The 22,257-nt window shown below is 60.6% G+C and carries 22 protein-coding genes; 16 read left to right on the top strand and 6 right to left on the bottom strand.

The features are described 5' to 3' along the window. Nucleotides 1-43: 43 nt before the first annotated feature. Genes HEP69_RS00465 through HEP69_RS00445 form a run of 5 tightly spaced genes read left to right on the top strand, consistent with a single transcriptional unit; the run spans nt 44 to nt 6,317 of the window. Nucleotides 44-1,882: an ABC transporter ATP-binding protein gene (locus tag HEP69_RS00465; RefSeq protein WP_290556543.1), complete on the top strand. Its 1,839-nt coding sequence runs from the start codon at nt 44-46 to the stop codon at nt 1,880-1,882. Then, nucleotides 1,879-3,711, top strand: a complete 1,833-nt coding sequence (locus tag HEP69_RS00460) for an ABC transporter ATP-binding protein (RefSeq protein WP_290556542.1) — start codon at nt 1,879-1,881, stop codon at nt 3,709-3,711. Before HEP69_RS00465 ends, HEP69_RS00460 begins: the two co-directional genes overlap by 4 nt. 12 nt (nt 3,712-3,723) lie before the next feature. After that, nucleotides 3,724-4,956: a class I SAM-dependent RNA methyltransferase gene (locus HEP69_RS00455; RefSeq protein WP_290556541.1), complete on the top strand. Its 1,233-nt coding sequence runs from the start codon at nt 3,724-3,726 to the stop codon at nt 4,954-4,956. A gap of 13 nt (nt 4,957-4,969) precedes the next feature. Next, complete coding sequence (locus tag HEP69_RS00450; RefSeq protein WP_290556540.1) at nt 4,970-5,755, top strand: ion transporter; 786 nt, start codon at nt 4,970-4,972, stop codon at nt 5,753-5,755. A gap of 58 nt (nt 5,756-5,813) precedes the next feature. Next, complete coding sequence (locus tag HEP69_RS00445) at nt 5,814-6,317, top strand: L,D-transpeptidase family protein (RefSeq protein ID WP_290556539.1); 504 nt, start codon at nt 5,814-5,816, stop codon at nt 6,315-6,317. Here HEP69_RS00445 and HEP69_RS00440 read toward each other — a convergent pair. Continuing rightward, a complete protein-coding gene (locus HEP69_RS00440) occupies nt 6,314-6,856 on the bottom strand; it encodes a CAP domain-containing protein (RefSeq protein WP_290556687.1) in 543 nt (180 codons plus the stop codon). The two genes, HEP69_RS00445 and HEP69_RS00440, sit on opposite strands and share 4 nt — an antisense overlap. A 596-nt stretch (nt 6,857-7,452) precedes the next feature. Between HEP69_RS00440 and HEP69_RS00435 the strand changes: the two genes are divergently transcribed. After that, complete coding sequence (locus HEP69_RS00435) at nt 7,453-7,635, top strand: hypothetical protein (RefSeq protein ID WP_290556538.1); 183 nt, start codon at nt 7,453-7,455, stop codon at nt 7,633-7,635. 238 nt (nt 7,636-7,873) lie between these two features. Here the strand turns inward: HEP69_RS00435 and hemH are convergent, their stop codons facing one another. Then, nucleotides 7,874-8,935, bottom strand: coding sequence for a ferrochelatase (gene hemH / locus HEP69_RS00430; RefSeq protein ID WP_290556537.1), 1,062 nt, complete (start codon nt 8,933-8,935; stop codon nt 7,874-7,876). A 54-nt stretch (nt 8,936-8,989) separates the two neighbouring features. After that, nucleotides 8,990-9,808: a methyltransferase domain-containing protein gene (locus HEP69_RS00425; RefSeq protein WP_290556536.1), complete on the bottom strand. Its 819-nt coding sequence runs from the start codon at nt 9,806-9,808 to the stop codon at nt 8,990-8,992. Between the two features lie 17 nt (nt 9,809-9,825). Between HEP69_RS00425 and HEP69_RS00420 the strand changes: the two genes are divergently transcribed. Genes HEP69_RS00420 through HEP69_RS00405 form a run of 4 tightly spaced genes read left to right on the top strand, consistent with a single transcriptional unit; the run spans nt 9,826 to nt 12,127 of the window. Then, on the top strand, nt 9,826-10,554 hold the full coding sequence (locus HEP69_RS00420; protein WP_366111285.1) for a ComF family protein: 729 nt from the start codon (nt 9,826-9,828) through the stop codon (nt 10,552-10,554). 41 nt (nt 10,555-10,595) lie between these two features. After that, nucleotides 10,596-10,853: a glutaredoxin 3 gene (grxC, locus tag HEP69_RS00415; protein ID WP_290556535.1), complete on the top strand. Its 258-nt coding sequence runs from the start codon at nt 10,596-10,598 to the stop codon at nt 10,851-10,853. Further along, nucleotides 10,853-11,683, top strand: coding sequence for a carbon-nitrogen hydrolase family protein (locus HEP69_RS00410; RefSeq protein WP_290556534.1), 831 nt, complete (start codon nt 10,853-10,855; stop codon nt 11,681-11,683). The genes grxC and HEP69_RS00410 overlap by 1 nt, the downstream gene beginning before the upstream one ends. After that, nucleotides 11,684-12,127, top strand: coding sequence for a MarR family winged helix-turn-helix transcriptional regulator (locus HEP69_RS00405; protein ID WP_290556533.1), 444 nt, complete (start codon nt 11,684-11,686; stop codon nt 12,125-12,127). Here the strand turns inward: HEP69_RS00405 and ubiG are convergent. Next, a complete protein-coding gene (gene ubiG, locus HEP69_RS00400) occupies nt 12,124-12,870 on the bottom strand; it encodes a bifunctional 2-polyprenyl-6-hydroxyphenol methylase/3-demethylubiquinol 3-O-methyltransferase UbiG (protein ID WP_290556532.1) in 747 nt (248 codons plus the stop codon). The genes HEP69_RS00405 and ubiG overlap by 4 nt on opposite strands. Nucleotides 12,871-12,919: 49 nt before the next feature. Between ubiG and pip the strand changes: the two genes are divergently transcribed. The 6 genes from pip to infB all read left to right on the top strand — a co-directional run bounded on the left by pip (nt 12,920) and on the right by infB (nt 20,250). Beyond that, the gene (pip, locus tag HEP69_RS00395; RefSeq protein ID WP_290556531.1) at nt 12,920-13,897 is read left to right on the top strand and encodes a prolyl aminopeptidase; all 978 of its coding nucleotides are present in this window, start codon (nt 12,920-12,922) and stop codon (nt 13,895-13,897) included. Nucleotide 13,898: 1 nt separating this feature from the next. Continuing rightward, on the top strand, nt 13,899-14,720 hold the full coding sequence (locus HEP69_RS00390) for an ABC transporter substrate-binding protein (protein WP_290556530.1): 822 nt from the start codon (nt 13,899-13,901) through the stop codon (nt 14,718-14,720). A gap of 162 nt (nt 14,721-14,882) precedes the next feature. Further along, a complete protein-coding gene (gene rimP, locus HEP69_RS00385; RefSeq protein ID WP_290556529.1) occupies nt 14,883-15,488 on the top strand; it encodes a ribosome maturation factor RimP in 606 nt (201 codons plus the stop codon). A 4-nt stretch (nt 15,489-15,492) separates the two neighbouring features. After that, nucleotides 15,493-17,115: a transcription termination factor NusA gene (gene nusA / locus HEP69_RS00380; protein WP_290556528.1), complete on the top strand. Its 1,623-nt coding sequence runs from the start codon at nt 15,493-15,495 to the stop codon at nt 17,113-17,115. Between the two features lie 22 nt (nt 17,116-17,137). Next, nucleotides 17,138-17,767, top strand: a complete 630-nt coding sequence (locus tag HEP69_RS00375; protein ID WP_290556527.1) for an RNA-binding protein — start codon at nt 17,138-17,140, stop codon at nt 17,765-17,767. Then, nucleotides 17,767-20,250, top strand: a complete 2,484-nt coding sequence (gene infB / locus HEP69_RS00370; protein WP_290556526.1) for a translation initiation factor IF-2 — start codon at nt 17,767-17,769, stop codon at nt 20,248-20,250. The genes HEP69_RS00375 and infB overlap by 1 nt, the downstream gene beginning before the upstream one ends. Nucleotides 20,251-20,632: 382 nt before the next feature. On the opposite strand, the gene mutT is transcribed toward infB, so the two are convergent. Both mutT and argJ read right to left on the bottom strand, forming a co-directional pair. Next, entirely contained in the window at nt 20,633-21,034 is a 402-nt protein-coding gene (gene mutT, locus HEP69_RS00365; protein ID WP_290556525.1) for an 8-oxo-dGTP diphosphatase MutT, read from the bottom strand. Beyond that, nucleotides 21,031-22,257, bottom strand: a complete 1,227-nt coding sequence (gene argJ / locus HEP69_RS00360) for a bifunctional glutamate N-acetyltransferase/amino-acid acetyltransferase ArgJ (protein WP_290556524.1) — start codon at nt 22,255-22,257, stop codon at nt 21,031-21,033. Before argJ ends, mutT begins: the two co-directional genes overlap by 4 nt.

The following is a 22,257-nucleotide window of genomic DNA, read 5'->3' as shown; positions in this document are numbered from 1 at the left end:
TGTTCGCAATTGTCCCTACCTATGCTCATCAGGAGCACCGTCTATGTTTCGCTTTTTCGAGAATCTCGTCGACCCTTACGCCCCCTATCCTGAAAAGGATGTGCCGCCTACGCGCCTGTGGCCTTTCATGCGCGACTATGGTCACCCGTTCCGGCGGCTCTTTTTCTGGACCGCGCTTTTGTCGATTGCTGTGGCCGCGATCGAGGTTGGGTTGATCTATTACATGGGTCGGGTCGTTGACATCTTGGGCGGTGATCCTGCGCAGGTCTGGGCCGAGCACGGGCTTGAGCTGATCCTGCTTGCGGTGTTCATCCTGGTTCTGCGTCCTGCAATCCAGGCGCTGGATGTGCTTTTGCTGAACAATGCGATCATGCCGAATTTCGGCACGCTGATCCGGTGGCGGGCGCATAAACATGTGCTGCGTCAATCGGTTGGCTGGTTCGAAAATGACTTCGCGGGCCGTATCGCCAACCGGATCATGCAGACGCCCCCCGCCGCAGGCGAAGTGGTGTTTCAGGTCTTTGACGCGATCACCTTCTCCATAGCCTATCTGGTGGGCGCTGCGATTCTGCTGACCACATCGGACCCACGGCTGTTGCTGCCGCTGCTGGTGTGGTTCGTGCTTTATGGTGCGCTCGTCGGCTGGACGATCAAACGGGTCGGTCCGGCCTCGCAGGCGGCGTCGGATGCACGCTCGACCGTGACGGGGCGGGTGGTCGACAGCTATACCAATATCCATTCGGTCAAGATGTTCGCGCATCATGACAATGAGCTTTCCTATGCCAAGGAAGCGATCGAGGGCACGCGGCGCACCTTCTCGGCCGAGATGCGGATTTACACGGTTATGGACATGGCGCTGGTGGCGCTGAACGGTCTTTTGATCGTGGGGGTTGTCGGCTGGGCGATCTATCTTTGGATGCAAGGAACAGCCACGGTGGGTGCGGTGGCGGCAGCCACGGCGCTGACGCTGCGGCTGAATGCGATGACCGGCTGGATCATGTGGGCATTGACCACGTTCTTCCGGCAGCTGGGTGTTGTGGCCGAGGGGATGGAGACGATCGCCCAGCCCATCGATCTGATCGATGACGCGGGTGCGAAACCTCTGGTCCTGACCCAAGGGCGGATCGAGCTGGAGGATCTCAGCCATCATTACGGGCGTGGGTCGGGCGGGCTCGACCGGATCAGCATGGTGATCGAGGCGGGCGAAAAGATCGGCCTGATCGGGCGGTCTGGGGCCGGGAAATCGACCTTGGTCAAGCTTTTGCTGCGGTTCTACGATGCGGAAACGGGGCGGATCCTGATCGACGGTCAGGACATCTCACGCGTGACCCAGGACAGCCTGCGTCAGCAGATCGGCATGGTTCAGCAGGACAGCGCGCTTTTGCATCGGTCGGTGCGCGACAACCTGCTCTATGGCCGCCCCGACGCCACCGAAGAGCAGATGATCGCCGCCGCCAAACAGGCCCAAGCGCATGAGTTCATTCTCGACCTGGCCGACCCGCAGGGGCGCAGGGGCTATGACGCCCATGTGGGTGAACGGGGTGTGAAACTGTCTGGCGGGCAGCGGCAACGCGTGACGCTGGCGCGTGTGATCCTCAAGGATGCGCCGATCCTGCTGCTGGACGAGGCGACAAGCGCGCTTGACAGTGAAGTGGAGGCCGTGATCCAGGAGACGCTTTACGGTATGATGGAAGGCAAGACCGTGATCGCCATCGCGCACCGGCTGTCGACCATTGCTCAGATGGACCGCATACTGGTCATGGATCAGGGCCATATCGTCGAAGAAGGCTCCCACGCCGCGCTTTTGGCGCAAGGTGGCCTATATGCTCAGTTCTGGGCGCGCCAATCGGGCGGGTTCCTGGATGTGGATGCGGCCGAATGAACCCAACCAAGTGGATTGACGCCTTTCGCCCTGCTGATGGGCCTCCGCCCCAAACGCTGGGTGCGTTCATCGCCTGGGGTCTGTCAGGATCCTGGCCGATCCTGGCGCTGGCGGCGGCGGCTTCGTCGCTGGCTGGCGCGATGGAGGCTGGTACGGCCTATATTCTGGGGCTGGTTGTGGATATCGCGGTCTCCAGCGGCCAGGACGCGTTTTTTGCGCCCGCCAATTTGGCGATGATCATCGGCGCGGTGGTGTTCTTTGTGGTTGCCCGGCCCTTGTTCTTTGGCCTGTCGGCGGCGATGAATTCGATTGTCGTGGGGCCGAATGTCAACCCGCTCGTGCATCTGCGCCTGAACCGCTGGACGCTGGGCCAGTCGGTCACGTTCTTTGATGACGATTTCGCCGGCCGCATCGCGCAAAAGCAGATGCAGACCGCGCGGGCTATCACCGATGTGGTGGTCGAGGTGATCAATGTGGTGGCCTTTGCACTGGCCTCGCTCGTCGGCTCGATGCTGCTTTTGACCACGATTGACGCGCGGGTGACGGCGATCTTCCTGCTGTGGCTGATCGCCTATTTCGCGATGATCAAATGGTTCCTGCCGCGTGTGCGCAAACGCTCGGCGGCGCGCGCGGGCGCACGGGCTATGGTGTCAGGGCAGATTGTCGATACGATCACCAATATCAAGACGGTCAAGCTCTTTGCGCTGGACGATCATGAGGATCGCGCGACGCTGAGCGCCATGTCGGTCTTTCGCGACCGCGCGCTTGAATTCGGCTATCTCGCCGCCGGGTTCCGGTTCTGTCTGATGGCGCTGGCCGGGGTGCTGCCGGTGCTGATGATCGGCTCCACGCTCTATTTCTGGCAAAGCGGTCAGGCCAGTACCGGGGACATCGTGGCGGCGGGTGCGGTGTCGATCCGCATTGCGCAGATGACCGGCTGGGTCAGTTTCACGCTGATGGCGATCTATGCCAATGTAGGAGAGATCGAGGATGGCATGCACACCCTGACCCCGCGCACCCGTCTGCCCGATGCCGAAGGTGCAGGCGTTCTGCATGTGCCTGAGGGTGAGATCGTGCTGAATCGTCTGGGTTTTGCCTATGGCCGCCAGACCGGCGGGGTTGAGGATATCCAGCTGACCATAAAACCGGGTGAGAAGCTGGGCATTGTCGGCGCGTCGGGTGCGGGGAAATCGACCTTGGTGTCGCTGCTGCTCAGGCTCTATTCGCCAGAAACTGGCCAGATCCGCATTGATGGCGTCCCGATTGATCAGGTCACTCAAGAGAGTTTGCGGCGCAATATCGGAATGGTCACGCAGGAGACCGCGATGTTCAACCGCTCGGCCCGCGACAATATCCTTTACGGTCGCCCCGATGCGACCGAGCAGGAGATGATCGCCGCCGCAACCAAGGCCGAAGCACATGCATTCATTCAGGATCTGGTCGATCACAAAGGCCGGACCGGATACGAGGCGCATCTGGGCGAACGTGGCGTAAAACTGTCGGGCGGGCAGCGCCAGCGGATCGCCTTGGCGCGGGCCATTCTCAAGAATGCGCCCATTCTGGTGCTGGATGAGGCGACCAGCGCGCTGGACAGCGAGGTTGAGGCGTCGATCCAGACGGCGCTTGAGCGCGTGATGGAGGGCAAGACGGTTCTGGCCATCGCGCATCGCCTCTCTACCCTGTCGGAAATGGACCGCATCATCGTCATGGATCGGGGCCGGATCGTCGAGGAGGGGACCCATGAGGCGCTTTTGGCCAAGGACGGGCTTTACGCCCAGTATTGGAACCGCCAGTCGGGTGGGTTTATCCGCACCGAGGCCGCGGAATAGGGTCAGCCGACCATGACGACGATCACCATTACCCGTCTGGGGCATCAGGGCGATGGCATTGCCGATGGTCCGATCTTTGCTGCGCGTACCCTGCCGGGTGAGGTCGTATCGGGACGGCTGGAGGGTCGCCAGCTCTGCGATCTGAAGATCGAGACACCGGCCGAGACACGCATCAAACCCCCTTGCCCGCATTACAAGTCCTGCGGAGGCTGTGCGTTGCAGCACGCATCCGATGCGTTTGTGGCCGGTTGGAAGGTCGATGTCGTCCGTCAGGCCCTGGCCGCGCAAGGCATCACGCCGACATTTCGTGCGATCCATACCTCTCCGTCACGGTCAAGGCGCCGTGCCACATTGGCTGCGCGGCGGACCAAAAAGGGTGTGTTGGTGGGATTTTATGCTCGTGCCTCGGACACGATCACCGAAATCCCGGGATGTATATTGTTGTCGGAAAACCTTCTGGCCGCGCGCGCTGCGATCGCTGCTTTGGCAGAGGTGGGTGCGAGCCGGAAAGGCGCCTTGGCGGTGACAGCAACGACGTCCGAAGTCGGGATCGATCTGTCGGTCCAGGGGGGCAAACCGTTGGATGGGCCGTTGCAGATCGCCCTTGCCGCGATTGCCGAATCCCATGATCTGGCGCGCCTGACGTGGGAGGACGAGGTGATCGTCACCCGCCATGCGCCGGTTCAGCGCTTTGGCGCGACTGTGGTCACGCCGCCACCGGGCGCCTTTCTTCAGGCCACGCCGGATGGGGAGGCCGCGCTCCTGGCGGCCGTCAAAGAGGCTACTGAAGGGGCCAGGCGGATCATCGACCTGTTCGCAGGGTGCGGGACGTTCGCCTTGCCCCTCGCGGCCGGGGCCGAAGTGCATGCGGTCGAGGGATCGCGCGCGATGACCGAGGCGCTCGATTACGGCTGGCGGCATGCCCATGGCCTTAGACGGGTCACGACTGAAGCACGCGATCTGTTCCGAAATCCCGTGATCGCCGAAGATTTCTCTGGTTTTGACGCAGCTGTTATTGACCCTCCGCGTGCCGGGGCCGAGGCTCAGGCCACCGAGATTGCCGCAGCGAAACTCCCACGTATCGCCTATGTGTCCTGCAATCCTGTCACTTTCGCCCGTGATGCGAAAATATTCATTCAATCGGGTTATGTGCTCAATTGGGTGCAGGTGGTGGATCAATTCCGCTGGTCAGCGCATGTGGAACTTGCCGCCAGCTTCTCGCTCACCCATATGGCGGGCCAGTAAGGAGCATCCAAGCATGAGTTTTCGCGAAAAACTGGCCCAGTTTCTGGAGCAACCGCGTGTGTCGAGCGCGATTGTCGGCGTGATCATTATCAACGCCATCACCCTGGGGATGGAGACATCGTCGACGCTGATGGAGCTTTGGGGGCCTGCGATCTTGATGATCGACCGGTTGTGTCTGTCGATTTTCGTGATCGAGATTGCGCTGAAACTGATCGCTTATGGCGGGCGGTTCTTTCGCAGCGGGTGGAACCTGTTTGATTTCGTGATTGTGGGGATCGCATTGGTGCCGACGGCTCAGGGTCTTTCGGTGTTGCGTGCTTTGCGGATCCTGCGGGTGTTGCGGGTGATTTCCGTGGCGCCCAGCCTGCGCCGCGTGGTCGAGGGATTCGTGACCGCCCTGCCTGGCATGGGGTCTGTGTTCTTGCTGATGGCGATCATCTTTTACATCGGTTCGGTGATGGCGACCAAGCTGTTTGCGGCGTCGTTCCCGGATTGGTTCGGCTCACTTGGGCTCAGCGCCTATTCGCTGTTTCAGATCATGACGCTGGAATCCTGGTCAATGGGGATCGTGCGCCCCGTGATGGAGATTTATCCGTACGCCTGGGTGTTCTTTGTGCCGTTTATCATGGTGACCACCTTTGCGGTGGTGAACCTGTTGGTCGGTCTGATCGTGAACTCTATGCAAGACGCGCATGCGCAGGAAAGCAATGCCGCCACCGACAGTTACCGTGACGAGGTTCTGGCGCGGCTTGAGGCGATTGAGCGCAACCTGCGCATCGAAGAAAATGACAAAAAGTGATTTTGCGGGCGGGACAGTCCACGGTATTAGTTAAGAAAATGGAAACCGAGGCAGTTTCATGAAGCGTCGCACATTCGGGGTCTTGCTGGCATCGGCCGCAGCCGTGTCCGTCACAGGATGTTCTCAGAGCAAATTTCGCACTTATCGCGGACCGGACGTTACCTCGATCGTGGCCAACAAGGGCGCGCGCAAGATGTACCTGCTGCACGGTCAAAGGACCCTGAAAGAGTATAGTTTTGATCTGGGTTTTGCCCCGGTTGGCGACAAAAAGGTCGAAGGTGACGGCAAGACGCCCGAAGGCACCTACATTATCGACCGACGCAATCCCAACAGCCGGTTTCACCTGTCTCTGGGCGTGTCATACCCCAATGCCGAGGATATCGCCGAGGCCGCAGCACTGGGCAAACCCCCCGGTGGCGACATCTTCATTCACGGGCAACCCAACGCATTCAAGGCTAAGGGGCCGGATTGGACCTGGGGCTGCATCGCGGTGACCAATCGCGAGATCGAAGACATCTATGCGATGGTCAGAAACGGGACCGTAATCTCGATCCGCGCCTAGAGGCCAACCAGCGACCGCTCTCCCGAGCCCATGACCAGGGTCCACCAGATCTTGCCGTTGTCCTCCTGAAACCAGGCAAAGCCCATGTCGCGCGCCTGGGCGTCCATGATCACGGTGCGTGTCCCGGGATCGTCCATCCAGGCCGCCAAGGTCTCAAGTTCGGTCTCGTAGGTTTCCGAGATCACCTCGCCCAACATCGTGCCGGTATACCCAACGCGCACAACCCGATCGAGCGGTGAACTGCCGTCCGAGCCAAAATGCCAGGGCCGGTTCTGGACCGCCATGTCGCGGGAGTGGGTTGCCGCTGCGGCGTTCAGTTTGGCGTCCAACACAACCGGCGTCGCGCCAGAGGCCTGACGCAGCGCATTCACGGAATCCAGCATGCGAAATTGCAGCTTGGCTGCGTCACCCTGCCGGATGCGATACACCTGCGGCAACGGTTTTCCGTCTGCGCCCAATTGCTGTGATGTGGGCGGAGGCGGTGCGCAGGCGGCAAGCCCCACCAAAAGCACCATCAAAATGGATATCAGACGCACAATGTCGACCCTCTGACCGTTATCAGACCCTGCTGATACCCTGTCAGCGGTTGTCAGTCCAACCCACAATTCCGTCAATGCGGCGCAAGAGGAGCGTTTCACCCGCAACTGCGGCTTTCTGGCCATATCCCTGGGCCCAATGGCGTTCAATTTGCCAGATCAGGGTGCAACCTGTATGTATTGAGCATTCAAGGACCGAACCGCCAGAGGTCCCACTCGACCCGGTTTCCGCGCATTGGATCCGGATTGTCAGGCGACAGGACGGTGCAGCGGCCGCGCGTTTGCATCCCCTGGATGGCCGGGCGAAAACCGCCTGCCCGATGGTGCCCTGCGCCACTTTCGGAGCTCGGAATTGCGATAAATACTTGCCTTACAAGGCCAGGTTGACGCGGCCTTGCAGTCCTTTCGGCCATATTTATAGACCTTGGTGCGGATAGAGGCACAAGTGTTGCTTATTTGACGACATTTGCTCGCAGGTAAGTGGGGATTCGCCAACAAGCAATTGCAATCGCCGGGGATTGCTGATTACAAAACCCTCACGAGGTAAGTCTTGGGTGTGCGGATCGGGCTATCGGTCCGCACAAATTCTGGAGGTTAACATGAAGAAACTCGTTCTCGCCGCTGCACTGACTGCTGCTGCTTCGACCGCATATGCCGGCAACATTCAAGAGCCGCTGATCGAAGCACCGATCATTGTTGAAGAAGCAACCGGTTCTTCGCAGGGCATCCTGCTGCCGCTGATCATCGTTCTGCTGATCGCAGCCGCTGTTGCAGCCGACTAATCAGTCGCTTGGCACTTAAGTTTGATCAAGGCGGTGGCGCGTTCCACCGCCTTTTTCTTTTTGATAAAGGACTTTAAGGTCGGGGCTGTGACGTTGGACACCCGATCTGTCGGTCGGATTTGGCCGAACCGTTTTTGAAACGGTGCGATATCTGCCTGAACGCGGACCGTCGTTTCGGCGCATAGGCGCCACGTCACGGAGTAATGCGATCGCGGGGACGAGGCGGGTCTGCCGCCTCCTAGCCCAGCCACCCCTTGACATTTTCGTCGATCACCTGGGCCAGAGCTTCGATATGGGCGTCGTCATCGTTCAGGCAGGGGATATAGGTGAACGCCTCGCCGCCTGCTTCCTCAAAGCTTTCCTTGATCTCTTCGTTGATCTCTTCGAGCGTTTCGATGCAGTCGGCGGAAAACGCCGGCGCGCAGACCGCGATGTTCTTTCTGCCGGTTTCAGCCAGTCGCGCGACCTCTTCGACGGTATAGGGTTTGAGCCATTCTTCGGGTCCAAACCGCGACTGGAACGTTGTGGTGATCTCGGTATCGTCCCAGCCCAGACGTTCTTTGAGCAGGCGCGTGGTTTTCTGGCACTGGCAATGATAGGGATCGCCCTCCATCAGGTACCGTTTGGGCACCCCGTGGTATGAGCAGACCAGAATATCGGGCCGGGTTTCCATCGTGGCATAGGCCCGTTCAATGGATTGAGCCAGCGCGTCGATATACTGAGGATGAGCAAAGTAGGGTTCCACCGTGCGGGTCGTGGGCTGCCACTTCTCCTCCATCAACGCGCGGAAGAACTGGTCATTCGCGGTGGCCGAAGTGGCCCCGGCATAATGCGGATAGAGCGGAAAGAACAAGATCTTGGTGCAGCCCGCCTCGACCATCTCGCGCACTTTGGACTTGGTTGATGGATTGCCATAGCGCATGCAGAAATCGACCAACACGTCATCGCCGTACCGCCCATGCATTGCGGTCTTGATCTTGGCCGTTTGCTGTTTGGTGATCGTCATAAGCGGGCTCTCGCTCGCCTCATGATTCCAGATGGATTTATAGGCCGCGCCCGAGCTGAACGGCCGCTTGGTCAGGATCACAAGCTGCAACAGTGGCTGCCAGACCCAGGCGGAATAGTCGATCACGCGCTTGTCGGACAGGAACTCGTTCAGATAGCGCCTCATCGACCAATAGTCGTAATTGTCAGGCGTGCCGAGATTGGCCAGCAGGATACCAACCTTTTCGCCCGGCAGGGCGGGGTGGTCCGCCGGGGCATGGGCAGGGCAAACGGCTTTCTTTGTGGTATCGAGCATCATGGCGTCCGGTTGGGTTGCATGACCGTCCAGATAAACGCTTTTGCCCAATGGTCAATCCGGCAGCTTGGTTTCCTTGGCGCCCAGCGCATCGGCCAGCCGCGCCTGGGCGGATCCCGGACGCAGCGGTTTGGGCTGCGTGTCCGACGGCGCCCACCCGGTGAGTGAGATCATCTCGAAACTGGCTGGAAGGTGTCCGGCCTTGGTGGCGAAGTGATCGGTATAAAGGACCGCCGCCCGGGCAAAGACAGCGCGCCGTACAGGTTTGCGCAGGCGCGCGGTCAGGGCGTTCGTCTCTCCCATTCGGCGCAGATCATGCATCAGATGAAGAAGATCACGATACTCGGCCGTCATGACCATGCTGTCGGCCACCGGCAGGGCAAAGCCCGCGCGTTGCAGGAGCGCGCCCAGATCGCGGATTTCCGGCATCGGCAGGATCCTGGGCGAGAGGCCACCAGTCTCTGCGATCTCGGCCTCCGACAGGGTGATACGCAACTCCGACAGGGTCTGCCCGCCCAGACAAATCGTAAGGCTGAGCCCATCGGGGCGCAACGCGCGGCGGCATTGGATCAACTGGCCGACCGGATCATTGGCCCAATGCAGCGCCATTGCATGGATCACCAGGTCGAACCCGCCCGGATCGAGCGCCAGGACATCGTCATCCGGCACGATTGTGGCGTTTGGGAACGCATCGGCCCAGATCGCCGGGAAAGCTGTGACAATGGCCACATCGCTAAACGACTTTTTAACGAAGCTGAGTCGATCCTGTACCTCGTCCCGGGCGCTATGGTGGAGGAACAGCGCGTCGGGATCTGCCCGGCCCCGGTGAAGGGCAAGGGCGGTGCGATCAATCAGCTGTGGCGTGTCGGTCATGGGCGCAAGGTAGGATCATGAGACCGGGGTTTCAAACCGCAATAAGTGTTGTCTTTCCGCCGCGCTGTGTCGGCTGCGGCGGGATGGTAGAATCTGATTTTGCGCTCTGTGGCGCGTGTTGGGGCCAGACACCGTTCATTGTCGGGCTGGTCTGCGACGCCTGCGGTGTGCCCCTTCCGGGGGTATCGGACGGGGTTGCGGTGCAGTGCGACGACTGTCTCAAGACGCCGCGCCCCTGGACGGCGGGGCGTGCGGCGCTGCTTTATCGCGACTTGGGGAGGCGCATGGTTCTGGCGCTGAAACACGGCGGTCGGGCCGAGATTGCGCTGGCAAGTGCGGCCTGGATGCAACGCGCGGGCGCCGATCTATTTGACAAAGATATGCTGATCGCTCCGGTTCCGCTGCATTGGACGCGCCTGTTTCACCGGACATTCAATCAATCCGCGCTGCTGGCCCATGCGCTCGCCGATCGCACCGGCCATGCGACTTGCCCCGATCTGCTATTGCGCGGGCGCAAGACCCAGCCGCTGGATCACAAGACCGTGGTTGAGCGGTTTGACGTTCTAGAAAACGCGATCAAGGTGCATCCGCGAAGGCGGAAACAGCTCGCGGACAGGCCTGTCTTGCTGATTGACGATGTGATGACATCCGGTGCGACGCTGACGGCAGCCACGCATGCCTGCCTCGCTGCGGGTAGCGGGCCGGTTTTCACCCTAACACTGGCGCGCGTTGCAAAGGACACCTAAATCCCTGACAAAGGCACTGGATCAAAGGGGTGTTCGTGAATATGCAACCGGTTGAAATCTATACTTCGCCCTTGTGCGGGTTCTGTCATGCGGCCAAGCGGCTTTTGGGCAAGAAAGGCGTCAGCTTTGCCGAGATCGACGTCTGGGCCGAACCTGACCGCAAGGCCGAGATGATCCAGCGCGCCAATGGCGGGCGTACCGTGCCGCAGATCTTTATCGGTGAGACACATGTGGGCGGGTGCGACGATCTTTATGCGCTGGAACGGGCAGGCAAGCTGGATGGCCTGCTGGCCGCGTGATGCGGGGCGCCCTGATTCAACTGACGTCCGGCGACAACCCGAAGGTCAATCTGGCCGAAACGACTGCCCTGATCGCGCAGGCCGCCGGTGAGGGCGCCGGATTCTTGCTGACGCCGGAGGTGACCAATTGCGTTTCGGGCAGCCGGACGCAGCAGGCCCAGGTCCTGCGGATACAGGAGGAGGATCCGACACTTGCCGCACTTCGGGCGCAGGCGGCGGATTTGGGCATTTGGTTGCTAATCGGATCTCTGGCGCTCAAAACAGGCGACGCGGATGGACGGTTTGCAAACCGGTCCTTTCTGATCGACCCCAATGGCGCCATTGCCGCCTGGTATGACAAGATCCACATGTTCGACGTACAGGTGAGCGAGGCCGAGACCTATCGCGAATCGGCAGGTTACCGACCCGGGGATCGCGCAGTGCTGGCGCAGACCCCGTTTGGCGCCATTGGCATGACCATTTGCTACGATGTCCGGTTTCCGCATCTCTACCAGACGCTGGCGCGGGCGGGGGCGCGCATTCTGACCGTGCCGTCGGCATTCTCTCCTGTCACCGGTGCTGCGCATTGGCACGCTTTGCTGCGCGCGCGCGCCATCGAGACTGGCTGTTACGTGCTGGCACCCGCCCAGACGGGCGATCACGCGGTCACACGGGGGCGCGCGCGGCGCACCTATGGCCACTCCCTTGCGGTTTCCCCCTGGGGCGAGGTGTTGGCTGACGGTGGGACGACGTGCGGTATTCACTTTTTTGAACTTGATGATAGCTCAGTAGACGAGGCGCGGCGCAAAGTGCCCTCGCTGAGCCATGTTCGACCGTTCGATGATCCGTAGATGACAGATGATACCGGCGCCCTTGCCGTCACCTTGTTCAGTGAAATTCTCACCGCCGATCAGCTTTTGCGAAATCGGTTGAGCCGGGTGTTGCCCAAAGGCATGGAGATTTCGCATTTCTCTGTCCTGAACCATCTGGCGTTTATCGCCGATGAACGAACGCCTGCCCAGTTGGCCAAATCGTTTCATGTCACACGTGGGGCGATGACCAATACGCTGTCGAAACTGGAATGGGCGGGTTATGTGCACATCCGCCCCGATTGGGATGACGCGCGGCGCAAGATGGTGGCGATCAGCCCGGCAGGCAGGCGTGCACGGGACCAGGCGATCTCTTCGATTACGCCGATGCTGACAGAGCTGGTGGGCGATCTGGGCGGCGACAAGGTGCGTGCCGCACTGCCGATCCTGCGAGAGCTGCGCGGCAAGCTGGAGAGCGGAGTTTAGGCCGGTTTCAGCGCTGCCGTCACATAGTTCACGCTCAGATCCCGATCCGAGATCTTCCAGCTCCAGCTAACGGGGTTGAACACAAATCCCTTGCGGTCCACCGGGGTCAGGCCCGCCTGCGACATCAGATCGAAAAGCTCATCGGGCGTGATGAATTTCGACCATTCATGGGTGCCTTTGGGCAGCCAGCGCATGACATATTCCGCGCCCACAATCGCCATTGCAAAGCTTTTTGGATTGCGGTTGATCGTTGAACAGATGTGCAACCCGCCGGGTCGCAACAATTGCTGGCAGGCGGTCAGATACGAGAGCGGATTGGCCACATGCTCGACCACTTCCATGTTCAGCACCACGTCGAACTGCTCGCCTGCGGCGGCCATGTCTTCGGCGGTGGTGTGGCGATACTCGATCTCAAGCCCGGACTTTTCGGCATGCACCCGCGCCACGGGGATATTGCGCTCGGCGGCATCCGCACCCACCACGGTCGCACCCAGGCGCGCCATCGGTTCACACAGCAACCCGCCACCGCAGCCGATATCGAGGATGCGCAGACCCGTGAATGGCTCGGCCCCTGTCAGGTCGCGATCGAACTCTCCGGCAATCTGGCCGGTGATATAGTCCAGCCGACAGGGGTTGAGCATATGCAGCGGCTTGAATTTGCCCGCAGGATCCCACCACTCTGCCGCCATCGCTTCAAATTTTGCGATCTCTGCGGGGTCAACAGTGGTTTGTTGCGCTTGCATTCCTGTCTCCATGTGATCTTTTATCTGTCGCGATCTATATAGGGCAGTAATGGACAAAATCGCGGATCAAAAGCGCGCAGTGCAATATCTCTACCCGCCGATCGACCCGTTCGATCAGCGTATGCTTGACGTGGGGCAAGGGCACCAGATCTATGTCGAACAATGCGGCGATCCCAATGGGATACCGGTTGTGGTGCTGCATGGCGGGCCGGGTGGCGGATGCAGTCCGGCGATGCGGCGGTATTTCGATCCACACGTTTACCGGGTGATTCTATTCGATCAGCGCGGATGCGGCCGGTCGCGACCTCATGCGTCGGTGATCAACAATACCACCTGGCATTTGGTCGAAGATATCGAGCGGATCCGCCGGACATTGGGGATCGAACAGTGGTGTGTCTTTGGCGGCAGTTGGGGCGCGACCCTCTCGTTGATCTATGCGCAGGAACATCCCGACCGTGTGTTGCGGATGATTCTGCGCGGTGTATTCCTGATGACACGGGTCGAGCTGGACTGGTTCTATGGCGGTGGGGCGGGCAAATTCTGGCCTGAGACCTGGGGACGCTTTGTCTCTCTCATCCCGTCTGACGAGCGTGACGATCTGATCCGTGCCTATAACCGCCGCCTCTTTTCCGGCGATCTGAGCCAGGAGACACGCTATGCCCGGGCCTGGTCTGCCTGGGAGAATGCGCTGGCGTCGATCCATTCCAACGGCTCATCCGGCGAAAGCCCGGGCGAGTATGCGCGGGCGTTCGCGCGGTTGGAGAATCACTATTTCATCAATGGCGGGTTTCTGGAATTCGATGGGCAAATTCTGGCGCATATGGGCCGGATTTCCCATATTCCTGCGGTGATCGTGCAGGGCCGGTATGACATGATCTGCCCGCCCAGCTCGGCCTATCGCCTGGCAGAGCTGTGGCCCGCCTGTCAGCTCAAGATGATCCGCAATGCGGGCCATGCGCTGAGCGAGCCGGGGATCAGTTCGGAGCTTGTCCGCGTGATGGATCAGATCGCCGAGGAGGTGCTGTAGCATGTCGCGTCTCGATCGCCGTGCTCTGTTTACCTCGGGTGCCGCCGCAGCCTTGCTGGCGGCGACCGGCGTTTCGCTTGAGGCGGCACCGCGTCGCGGTGGCAGGCTGCGTCTGGCCGTACCACGGATGGATGCGCGGTTTAAGATGGCGCTGCGTGGAGCGGTTTACGACACTCTGACAGAGGTCGGTCCCGACGGGCTGTTGCGTGGGGAACTGGCCCTGTCCTGGGACAGCGATACCCATGCGCGCGATTGGGTCTTGCAGTTGCGACCGGGGGTGACGTTCCATGATGGTCAGGCCTTTGCCGCCGAGGATGCGCGGCGCTCACTGAGCGGGTTCGGCGCCGCCGGAATCGAGGTCGCGGGGGATCACAGCCTGCGCATTCACTTGGACGCGTCCAACCCGCAACTGCCCTATCTGCTGGCCGATCCGGATCTTGTCATGCGGCCGGGCGGTCGCTGGGGTGAGATGCCTGTTGGCACCGGCCTCTACAAGGCGCAACGATATCAGGATGATCGGCATTTCCTGGGCCAGCGGGTAAAGCCGCATTACAAGGACGGCCAGGCCGGGTGGTTCGACAGCGTCGAGATCGCAGTGATTCCCGATGCTGCGGTGCGGGCGGAGGCGTTGCGCGATGGGTTTGTCGACGTGGCCGACCTGCCGCAGGCGGCCAGTTTGGGCGATACCGCGGCGCTGTTTTTGCACCCGGATGCCAAAGCGCTGGAACTGGCCGCGCGGCAGGGCGTCGGCGTGCCGCGACAGATCGGCACGCGCTCTGCGCTGGATGATGGCCGCATCGCCCAAAGATGGTGGATGGCCTGATTTAGCGCCTGCCCGATCCAAAGGGGTTGCAGACTCACCTCCGCACACGTATATCGCTTTCAACAGCGGCGCGTTCGGGTCCACACCAGACGCTCCACCGGAAAGTGTAACGGGCCGCGCGCCCGTTTTTTTTGTGCCTGCATATCAAAGACCCAGAGAGTGATGAGCAACGATCTGATCGCCAAATCTGCTATGGATCGCCGGATGGCCGAGATCATTTCCCCTGTCATGGAAGACATGGGGTTCGAGTTGGTGCGTGTGCGTCTGATGTCGGGCAAGACCACGACCTTGCAGATTATGGCCGATAAACCCGAAGGCGGGATCGAGGTGGATGATTGCGCGCGCATCTCGAACGCGATCAGCGCCACACTGGATGTCGAAGACCCGATTCTGGATGCCTATACGCTGGAGGTGTCCAGCCCCGGCATCGACCGCCCGCTGACCCGTCTCAAGGATTTCGACATGTTCGAGGGGTATGAGGCCAAGCTGGAGACTGCTGAACTGCAAGGTGGGCGCCGCCGGTTCAAGGGGGTTCTGGCGGGCGTTGAGGGCACCGAGGTTCTGATCAATGTCGAAGAGGGCACGATTGGGCTGGACTTTGCCTGGCTCAGCGATGCCAAATTGGTGCTGACCGACGATCTGATCAAGGAAATGCTGCGGCAGCGCAAATCTGCTGGAACGCTGAACGAGACCGCATTTGACGATATAGAAACAGAGGCGCCCCTGGGGGGCGACATCGAGACCGAAACGTCTCCTCAGGAGGACTGAAGACATGGCAATTACCTCTGCAAACCAGCTTGAGCTGTTGCAAACCGCCGAGGCCGTGGCCCGCGAAAAGATGATCGAACCCGGTCTGGTGATCGAGGCGATGGAAGAAAGCCTCGCCCGGGCAGCCAAGTCCCGCTATGGCGCAGAGATGGATATCCGCGTGTCGATCGACCGCAAGACCGGTAAGGCGACCTTTACCCGCGTGCGCACCGTGGTCGAGGATGAGGAACTGGAGAATTACCAGGCCGAGTTCACCGTGGAGCAGGCCAAGCAGTACATGCAGAACCCCGCCGTCGGTGACACTTTTGTCGAGGAAGTGCCTCCGGTCGATATGGGCCGGATCGCCGCGCAATCGGCCAAGCAGGTCATCCTGCAAAAAGTGCGGGAGGCCGAGCGGGAGCGTCAGTTCGAGGAGTTCAAGGACCGCGCAGGCACGATCATCAACGGTCAGGTCAAGCGCGAAGAATATGGCAACGTCATCGTCGATGTGGGTGCGGGCGAAGCGATCCTGCGCCGCAACGAAAAGATCGGTCGCGAATCGTACCGCCCCAATGACCGCATCCGCGTCTATATCAAGGATGTGCGGCGTGAGCCCCGCGGGCCGCAGATTTTCCTGTCGCGCACCGCGCCGGAATTCATGGCCGAGCTGTTCAAGATGGAAGTGCCGGAGATCTACGACGGCATCATCGAGATCAAGGCCGTCGCCCGCGACCCCGGCAGCCGCGCCAAGATCGCGGTGATTTCCTATGACAGCTCCATCGACCCGGTGGGCGCCTGCGTGGGCATGCGCGGCAGCCGTGTGCAGGCTGTCGTGAACGAGCTTCAGGGCGAAAAGATTGACATCATTCCCTGGAACGAGGATCAGCCGACCTTCCTGGTGAACGCCCTGCAACCGGCCGAAGTATCCAAGGTGGTTCTGGACGAGGAAGCGGGCAAGATCGAGGTTGTGGTCCCCGAAGAGCAACTGAGCCTCGCCATCGGCCGTCGCGGTCAGAACGTGCGTCTGGCCAGCCAGCTGACCAATCTCGATATCGACATCATGACCGAGGAAGAGGAAAGCGCGCGCCGTCAGAAGGAATTCGAGGAACGCACGCAGCTGTTCATGGATACGCTCGACCTTGACGAGTTCTTTGCACAGCTTCTGGTTTCGGAAGGGTTCACCAATCTCGAAGAGGTGGCCTATGTCGAGCGGGATGAGCTGTTGGTGATTGACGGCGTGGATGAAAGCACCGCCGAAGAGTTGCAAGCACGTGCGCGCGATTATCTGGAGGCGCAGAACAAGGCGGCGCTGGAGAATGCCAAAGCGCTGGGCGTTGAGGAGAGCCTTATTGAATTTGAGGGCCTGACACCCCAAATGGTTGAGGCATTGGCGAAAGATGACGTCAAAACGCTGGAAGACTTTGCCACATGCGCTGACTGGGAACTGGCCGGCGGCTGGACAACTGTTGAGGGCGAGCGGGTCAAGGATGACGGGATACTCGAACCCTTTGACGTCTCGCTTGAAGAAGCGCAGCATATGGTTATGACGGCGCGTATCCTTCTGGGCTGGGTCGATCCGGCGGATCTGGAAGCTGAAGACGCCGAGGCCGAAGAGGGCGAAGAGCAGACCGAGGAGGCCGGGGCCTGATCTCAGGCTCCGAGGGCATCACATGGGTCGCGGTGGCGCCTCCAAGGATCATAGCGAAGGTCCAGACCGCAAGTGCATTGCCACGGGCGAGGTTCAGCCGAAGTCCGGCCTGATCCGTTTTGTTCTGGGACCGGATGCGCAGGTCGTGCCGGATGTTCTGGGCAAGCTGCCCGGGCGGGGTGTTTATGTGAGTGCGACACGCGCCGCCCTCGACAAGGCCGTGGCAAAGAAGCTTTTTGCGCGCGGGCTGAAGACGGCGGCGCGCGTCGAGGGCGATCTCGTGGCCGAGGTTGAACGGCAACTGATACGCCGGGTTGTGGATCTGATCAGCCTGGCCCGGAAATCCGGTGCTGCGGTCGCCGGGTATGAAAAAGTGAAAGACTGGCTCGCCAAGGAAGAGGCCGAGGTTTTGATCCAGGCCATGGACGGGTCTGAACGGGGTAAATCGAAACTCAGCACGCCGCATTTCGGCACCTATATCGGGTTCCTGAGCGCGGATGAGCTGGGCATGGCCTTTGGCCGGGAAACTGTGATACATGCAGCGCTCGCCTCTGGTGGACTCACCAAACGTGTTGTAGAGGAAGCCCAGCGACTAAAAGGCGTGCGACAAACGGACGGTGGCAGCGGCCATCGGGAAGGAAAAAGAGCTTAATGAGCGATAGTGACGGCAAAAAGACATTGGGTTTGCGCGGTGGCGCGCGTCCTGGCAGCGTGAAACAGAGTTTCAGCCACGGGCGTACCAAGAATGTCGTGGTGGAAACCAAGCGGAAACGCGTGGTTGTGCCCAAGCCGGGTACAGCCAAACCTGCTGCGTCATCGGGCTCTGCGCAATTGGGCGATCCGTCCCGGCGGCCAGCCGGTATCTCTGATGCAGAGATGGAGCGGCGCCTGAAAGCGGTTCAAGCGGCCAAAGCGCGCGAGACTGAAGAAATCGCCAAGCGTGCGGCAGATGAAAAAGCCCGCGCAGAAGAGCGTGATCGCCGCCGCGCCGAGGCCGAAGCCAAGGAGCGCGAAGAGCGCGAGCGCGAGGAAAGAGCCAAGGCCAAGGCCGAGGAAGAAGAGCGCCAGCGCAAGGAGACCGAAGAAAAGGCACGCCGGGCGGCAACCGAACCCGCCGCCGCGCCTGCGGTCGAGAAAGACACACGTGCCAAGCCGGTTTCAACCCCTCGTAAAACGGATCGCGACCGCGATGACCGCAACCGGAGTGGCAAGGGCCGCAGCGACGATAACAATCGCCGGTCGGGCAAACTGACCCTCAACCAGGCCCTCTCTGGTGGCGAAGGTGGGCGGCAACGCTCCATGGCTGCGATGAAGCGCAAGCAGGAACGTGCCCGTCAGAAAGCCATGGGCGGCTCGGTCGAGCGTGAAAAGGTCGTGCGCGATGTGCAGCTGCCAGAAACCATCGTGGTCTCGGAGCTTGCAAACCGGATGGCCGAACGGGTGGGCGAGGTCGTCAAATCGCTGATGCAGATGGGCATGATGGTCACGCAGAACCAGTCCATCGACGCCGACACCGCCGAACTGATCATCGAAGAGTTTGGCCACAAGGTTGTCCGCGTGTCGGATGCCGATGTTGAGGATGTGATCGCGCAGATCGTAGATGACGAGAAAGACCTCAAGCCGCGACCGCCTGTCATCACCGTGATGGGTCATGTGGACCACGGCAAGACCTCGCTTCTGGATGCGATCCGCAACGCCAACGTCACCAGTGGTGAGGCTGGCGGGATCACCCAGCATATCGGCGCCTATCAGGTAAAGGCGTCGGATGGGCAGATTCTGACCTTCCTGGATACACCGGGCCACGCGGCGTTTACGTCGATGCGCTCGCGCGGGGCGCAGGTCACCGATATCGTGGTTCTGGTGGTGGCCGCCGATGATGCGGTAATGCCGCAGACCGTTGAGGCGATCAATCATGCCAAGGCCGCCGAAGTGCCGATGATCGTGGCGATCAACAAGATCGACAAGCCCGAGGCGAACCCGGACAAGGTGCGCACCGATCTTCTGCAACATGAGGTGATCGTCGAAAAGATGTCCGGCGAAGTGCAGGATGTCGAGGTGTCGGCGATCTCGGGCCAGGGGCTGGATCAGCTTCTGGAGGCGATTGCCCTCCAGGCCGAACTGCTTGAGCTGCAATCCAACCCGGATCGCGCCGCGCAAGGGGCGGTGATCGAGGCGCAGCTTGACGTAGGCCGTGGCCCCGTAGCCACCGTTCTGGTGCAGAACGGCACGCTGCGTCAGGGCGACATCTTTGTCGTCGGCGAACAGTGGGGCAAGGTCCGCGCGATGGAGAACGACAAGGGCGACCGCGTCAAGGAGGCCGGTCCGTCGGTCCCGGTCGAGGTGCTGGGTCTGAACGGCACACCCGAAGCGGGCGATGTTCTCAATGTTGTGGATACCGAAGCGCAAGCGCGTGAGATCGCGGAGTATCGCGAACAGGCCGCCAAGGACAAACGGGCTGCTGCCGGAGCCGCGACAACACTGGATCAGCTTTTGGCCAAGGCCAAAGCGGATGAAACTGTCTCCGAGTTGCCCATTCTGGTGAAAGCCGATGTGCAGGGGTCTGCCGAGGCGATCGTTCAGGCGATGGAGAAGATCGGCAATGACGAGGTGCGCGTGCGCGTGCTGCATTCGGGCGTTGGTGCGATTACAGAATCCGATATCGGCCTTGCCGAAGCATCTGGCGCGCCGGTGATCGGGTTCAATGTGCGGGCCAACGCGCCTGCGCGCAATTCAGCCAACCAGAAAGGGGTCGAGATCCGCTATTACTCGGTCATCTACGATCTGGTGGACGACGTCAAAGCCGCCGCATCGGGCCTGCTTTCGGCCGAGGTGCGCGAGAACTTCATTGGCTATGCGTCAATCAAAGAGGTGTTCAAGGTGTCGGGCGTCGGCAAGGTTGCCGGGTGTCTGGTGACCGAAGGGGTTGCCCGCCGGTCCGCAGGTGTGCGGTTGCTGCGCGACGATGTGGTGATCCACGAAGGCACGCTGAAAACGCTGAAGCGCTTCAAAGATGAAGTGGCCGAAGTGCAGTCCGGTCAAGAATGTGGTATGGCATTCGAGAATTACGAGGACATTCGCGAAGGCGATGTCATCGAGATCTTCGAGCGCGAAGAAGTGACACGGACGCTTTCCTGACGAATCAGGCAATCAGGTCGACCGATCAATTCGGTTTGCCTTGTGGACAAAGGGCAGCCTATCGGTTGCCCTTTTTCGCGCGCGCCGCTTCGTCAGGCGGCCTTTGCCACCGGGAATCCCTTGTACACCGTCTCTCCAACACGAACGGCGATTCTGCCGTCCGGCAAGGATCCGACAAAGGTACCTTGGACTGAAATGCAACTGCCGACAGTTATGGTTCTTAGCATGTCTCTTTCCCCAACCAGCTAATCCTCAAAGCCTACAGGAAGGAAGGTTAAGAAAGAATATACAGATGTGTTACAAAATTCAGGCATGCTCTCGAAATAGCGACCAAATGTTGTGCAAATGCCATGAGCCGTGGCATATATGCCAAGTTTTCCCCTTACAACCAGTCGCGCAAGATCGGGATCAGCGGTACGTCCGCCTCGGGCATCGGATAGTTTCGCAGATCTTGTGCGCGTACCCATTTCAGCGCCTGACCCTCTCGTGACATCGGTGTTCCCTCCCATTTCCGGCAGGCGAACAGCGGCATGAGCAAATGAAAATCCTCATAGCTGTGGCTGGCAAAGGTCAGCGGGGCCAGGCAGGAGGACCAGGTGTTGATCCCCAACTCCTCCTCCAGTTCACGGATCAGGGCGGTTTCGGGTGTCTCGCCCATCTCGACCTTGCCGCCGGGAAACTCCCACAACCCGGCCATGGTCTTGCCCTCGGGGCGCTGGGCCAGCAGAACGCGCCCGTCGAGATCAATCAGCGCCACGGCTGAGACCAGAACAGTCTTCCTCACGAGCGATAATCCGCGTTGATCGAGATATAGCCGTGTGTCAGATCGCAGGTCCAGACCGTGGCGGCGCCATCCCCCAGACCAAGATCGACATGAATCGATATGTCGGCTTGTTTCATATGAGCGGCGGCCTCTTCCTCCCGATAATCCGGGCTGACCCAGCCTTTTTCGGCCACGGTCACGGTGCCGAACCGGATGCTCAGCCGATCCCTGTCGGCCGGTGCGCCTGATTTGCCGATGGCCATGACCACCCGGCCCCAGTTCGGATCCTCTCCGGCGATCGCCGTTTTGACCAATGGAGAATTGGCGATTGCCAAACCATGTATGTGGGCGTCACCATCTGTTGCGGCCCCTGTGATCACGATTTCAACGAATTTCGTGGCACCTTCGCCGTCGCGTACCACCTGATGCGCCAGATCGCGCATAAGGTCGTGCAAGGCGGTCTCGAAGGCCTCCGATCCTGAAACATCGCAGCCCGACGCCCCAGTCGCACAGGCCAGCAGTGTGTCCGAGGTTGACGTATCACTGTCGACGGTAATGCAGTTGAACGTCCGTTCATTCAGTCGCGACACCATCTTTTGCAAGGTTGGCTGGTCAATCATCGCATCGGTAAAGAGATAGACCAGCATCGTCGCCATATCCGGCGCGATCATGCCTGACCCTTTGGCGATACCCGCAATCTGCACCGTCTTGTCACCCACCGCGACGCTGCGGGCGGCGCCTTTGGGGAATGTGTCGGTGGTCATGATCGCCTGTGCGGCGGCGGCGATCCCTTCGGGTGATTGAGTTTCGGCCAAAGCTTCCAGCTTGGCGATGATGCGGTCATGCGGAAGCGGCTCGCCGATCACGCCGGTTGAGGATGTGAACACGCGTTCCGGTGGCAGGCCGAGACGGTCGGCAACGGCCCGAACGATCTGCTGAACGGAGGTTTGGCCAAATTGCCCCGTAAAGGCGTTGGCGTTGCCGGAATTGACAAGGATTGCGGCCCCCGCAGCGGCGTCGCCCCCCAGTTTCGCCTGACAATCCAGAACCGGAGCGGCGCGGGTGCTGGATCTGGTAAAGACCCCCGCGATACTGGTGCCGGGGCACAGGACCGCAAGCATCAGATCGGTACGCCCCTGATACCGGACACCTGCCTCAACCGCGGCAAAGCTGACGCCGCCGATAACCGGAAGATCGGGAAACCGGTCTGGCGCCAGCGGCGAGACGGCGGTGATTTCGGCCAC

Origin of the sequence: Aestuariivita sp. (assembly GCF_021404545.1) — a bacterium.
GTDB lineage: Bacteria > Pseudomonadota > Alphaproteobacteria > Rhodobacterales > Rhodobacteraceae > Aestuariivita.
Note: the sequence above shows the minus strand (reverse complement) of the source record. Positions and strands in the feature narration are given on the sequence as shown.

What these genes read in the sequence shown, in the direction of transcription:
- HEP69_RS00450 (WP_290556540.1), top strand. Translation starts at nt 4,970, where the DNA reads ATGAGTTTTCGCGAAAAACTGGCCCAGTTTCTGGAGCAACCGCGTGTG.
- ubiG (WP_290556532.1), bottom strand. Translation starts at nt 12,870, where the DNA reads ATGCAAGCGCAACAAACCACTGTTGACCCCGCAGAGATCGCAAAATTT.
- infB (WP_290556526.1), top strand. Translation starts at nt 17,767, where the DNA reads ATGAGCGATAGTGACGGCAAAAAGACATTGGGTTTGCGCGGTGGCGCG.
- HEP69_RS00435 (WP_290556538.1), top strand. Translation starts at nt 7,453, where the DNA reads ATGAAGAAACTCGTTCTCGCCGCTGCACTGACTGCTGCTGCTTCGACC.
- HEP69_RS00425 (WP_290556536.1), bottom strand. Translation starts at nt 9,808, where the DNA reads ATGACCGACACGCCACAGCTGATTGATCGCACCGCCCTTGCCCTTCAC.
- HEP69_RS00420 (WP_366111285.1), top strand. Translation starts at nt 9,826, where the DNA reads ATGAGACCGGGGTTTCAAACCGCAATAAGTGTTGTCTTTCCGCCGCGC.
- HEP69_RS00455 (WP_290556541.1), top strand. Translation starts at nt 3,724, where the DNA reads ATGACGACGATCACCATTACCCGTCTGGGGCATCAGGGCGATGGCATT.
- nusA (WP_290556528.1), top strand. Translation starts at nt 15,493, where the DNA reads ATGGCAATTACCTCTGCAAACCAGCTTGAGCTGTTGCAAACCGCCGAG.
- HEP69_RS00465 (WP_290556543.1), top strand. Translation starts at nt 44, where the DNA reads ATGTTTCGCTTTTTCGAGAATCTCGTCGACCCTTACGCCCCCTATCCT.
- hemH (WP_290556537.1), bottom strand. Translation starts at nt 8,935, where the DNA reads ATGCTCGATACCACAAAGAAAGCCGTTTGCCCTGCCCATGCCCCGGCG.
- HEP69_RS00375 (WP_290556527.1), top strand. Translation starts at nt 17,138, where the DNA reads ATGGGTCGCGGTGGCGCCTCCAAGGATCATAGCGAAGGTCCAGACCGC.
- grxC (WP_290556535.1), top strand. Translation starts at nt 10,596, where the DNA reads ATGCAACCGGTTGAAATCTATACTTCGCCCTTGTGCGGGTTCTGTCAT.
- HEP69_RS00460 (WP_290556542.1), top strand. Translation starts at nt 1,879, where the DNA reads ATGAACCCAACCAAGTGGATTGACGCCTTTCGCCCTGCTGATGGGCCT.
- HEP69_RS00405 (WP_290556533.1), top strand. Translation starts at nt 11,684, where the DNA reads ATGACAGATGATACCGGCGCCCTTGCCGTCACCTTGTTCAGTGAAATT.
- HEP69_RS00445 (WP_290556539.1), top strand. Translation starts at nt 5,814, where the DNA reads ATGAAGCGTCGCACATTCGGGGTCTTGCTGGCATCGGCCGCAGCCGTG.
- pip (WP_290556531.1), top strand. Translation starts at nt 12,920, where the DNA reads ATGGACAAAATCGCGGATCAAAAGCGCGCAGTGCAATATCTCTACCCG.
- HEP69_RS00390 (WP_290556530.1), top strand. Translation starts at nt 13,899, where the DNA reads ATGTCGCGTCTCGATCGCCGTGCTCTGTTTACCTCGGGTGCCGCCGCA.
- rimP (WP_290556529.1), top strand. Translation starts at nt 14,883, where the DNA reads ATGAGCAACGATCTGATCGCCAAATCTGCTATGGATCGCCGGATGGCC.
- HEP69_RS00410 (WP_290556534.1), top strand. Translation starts at nt 10,853, where the DNA reads ATGCGGGGCGCCCTGATTCAACTGACGTCCGGCGACAACCCGAAGGTC.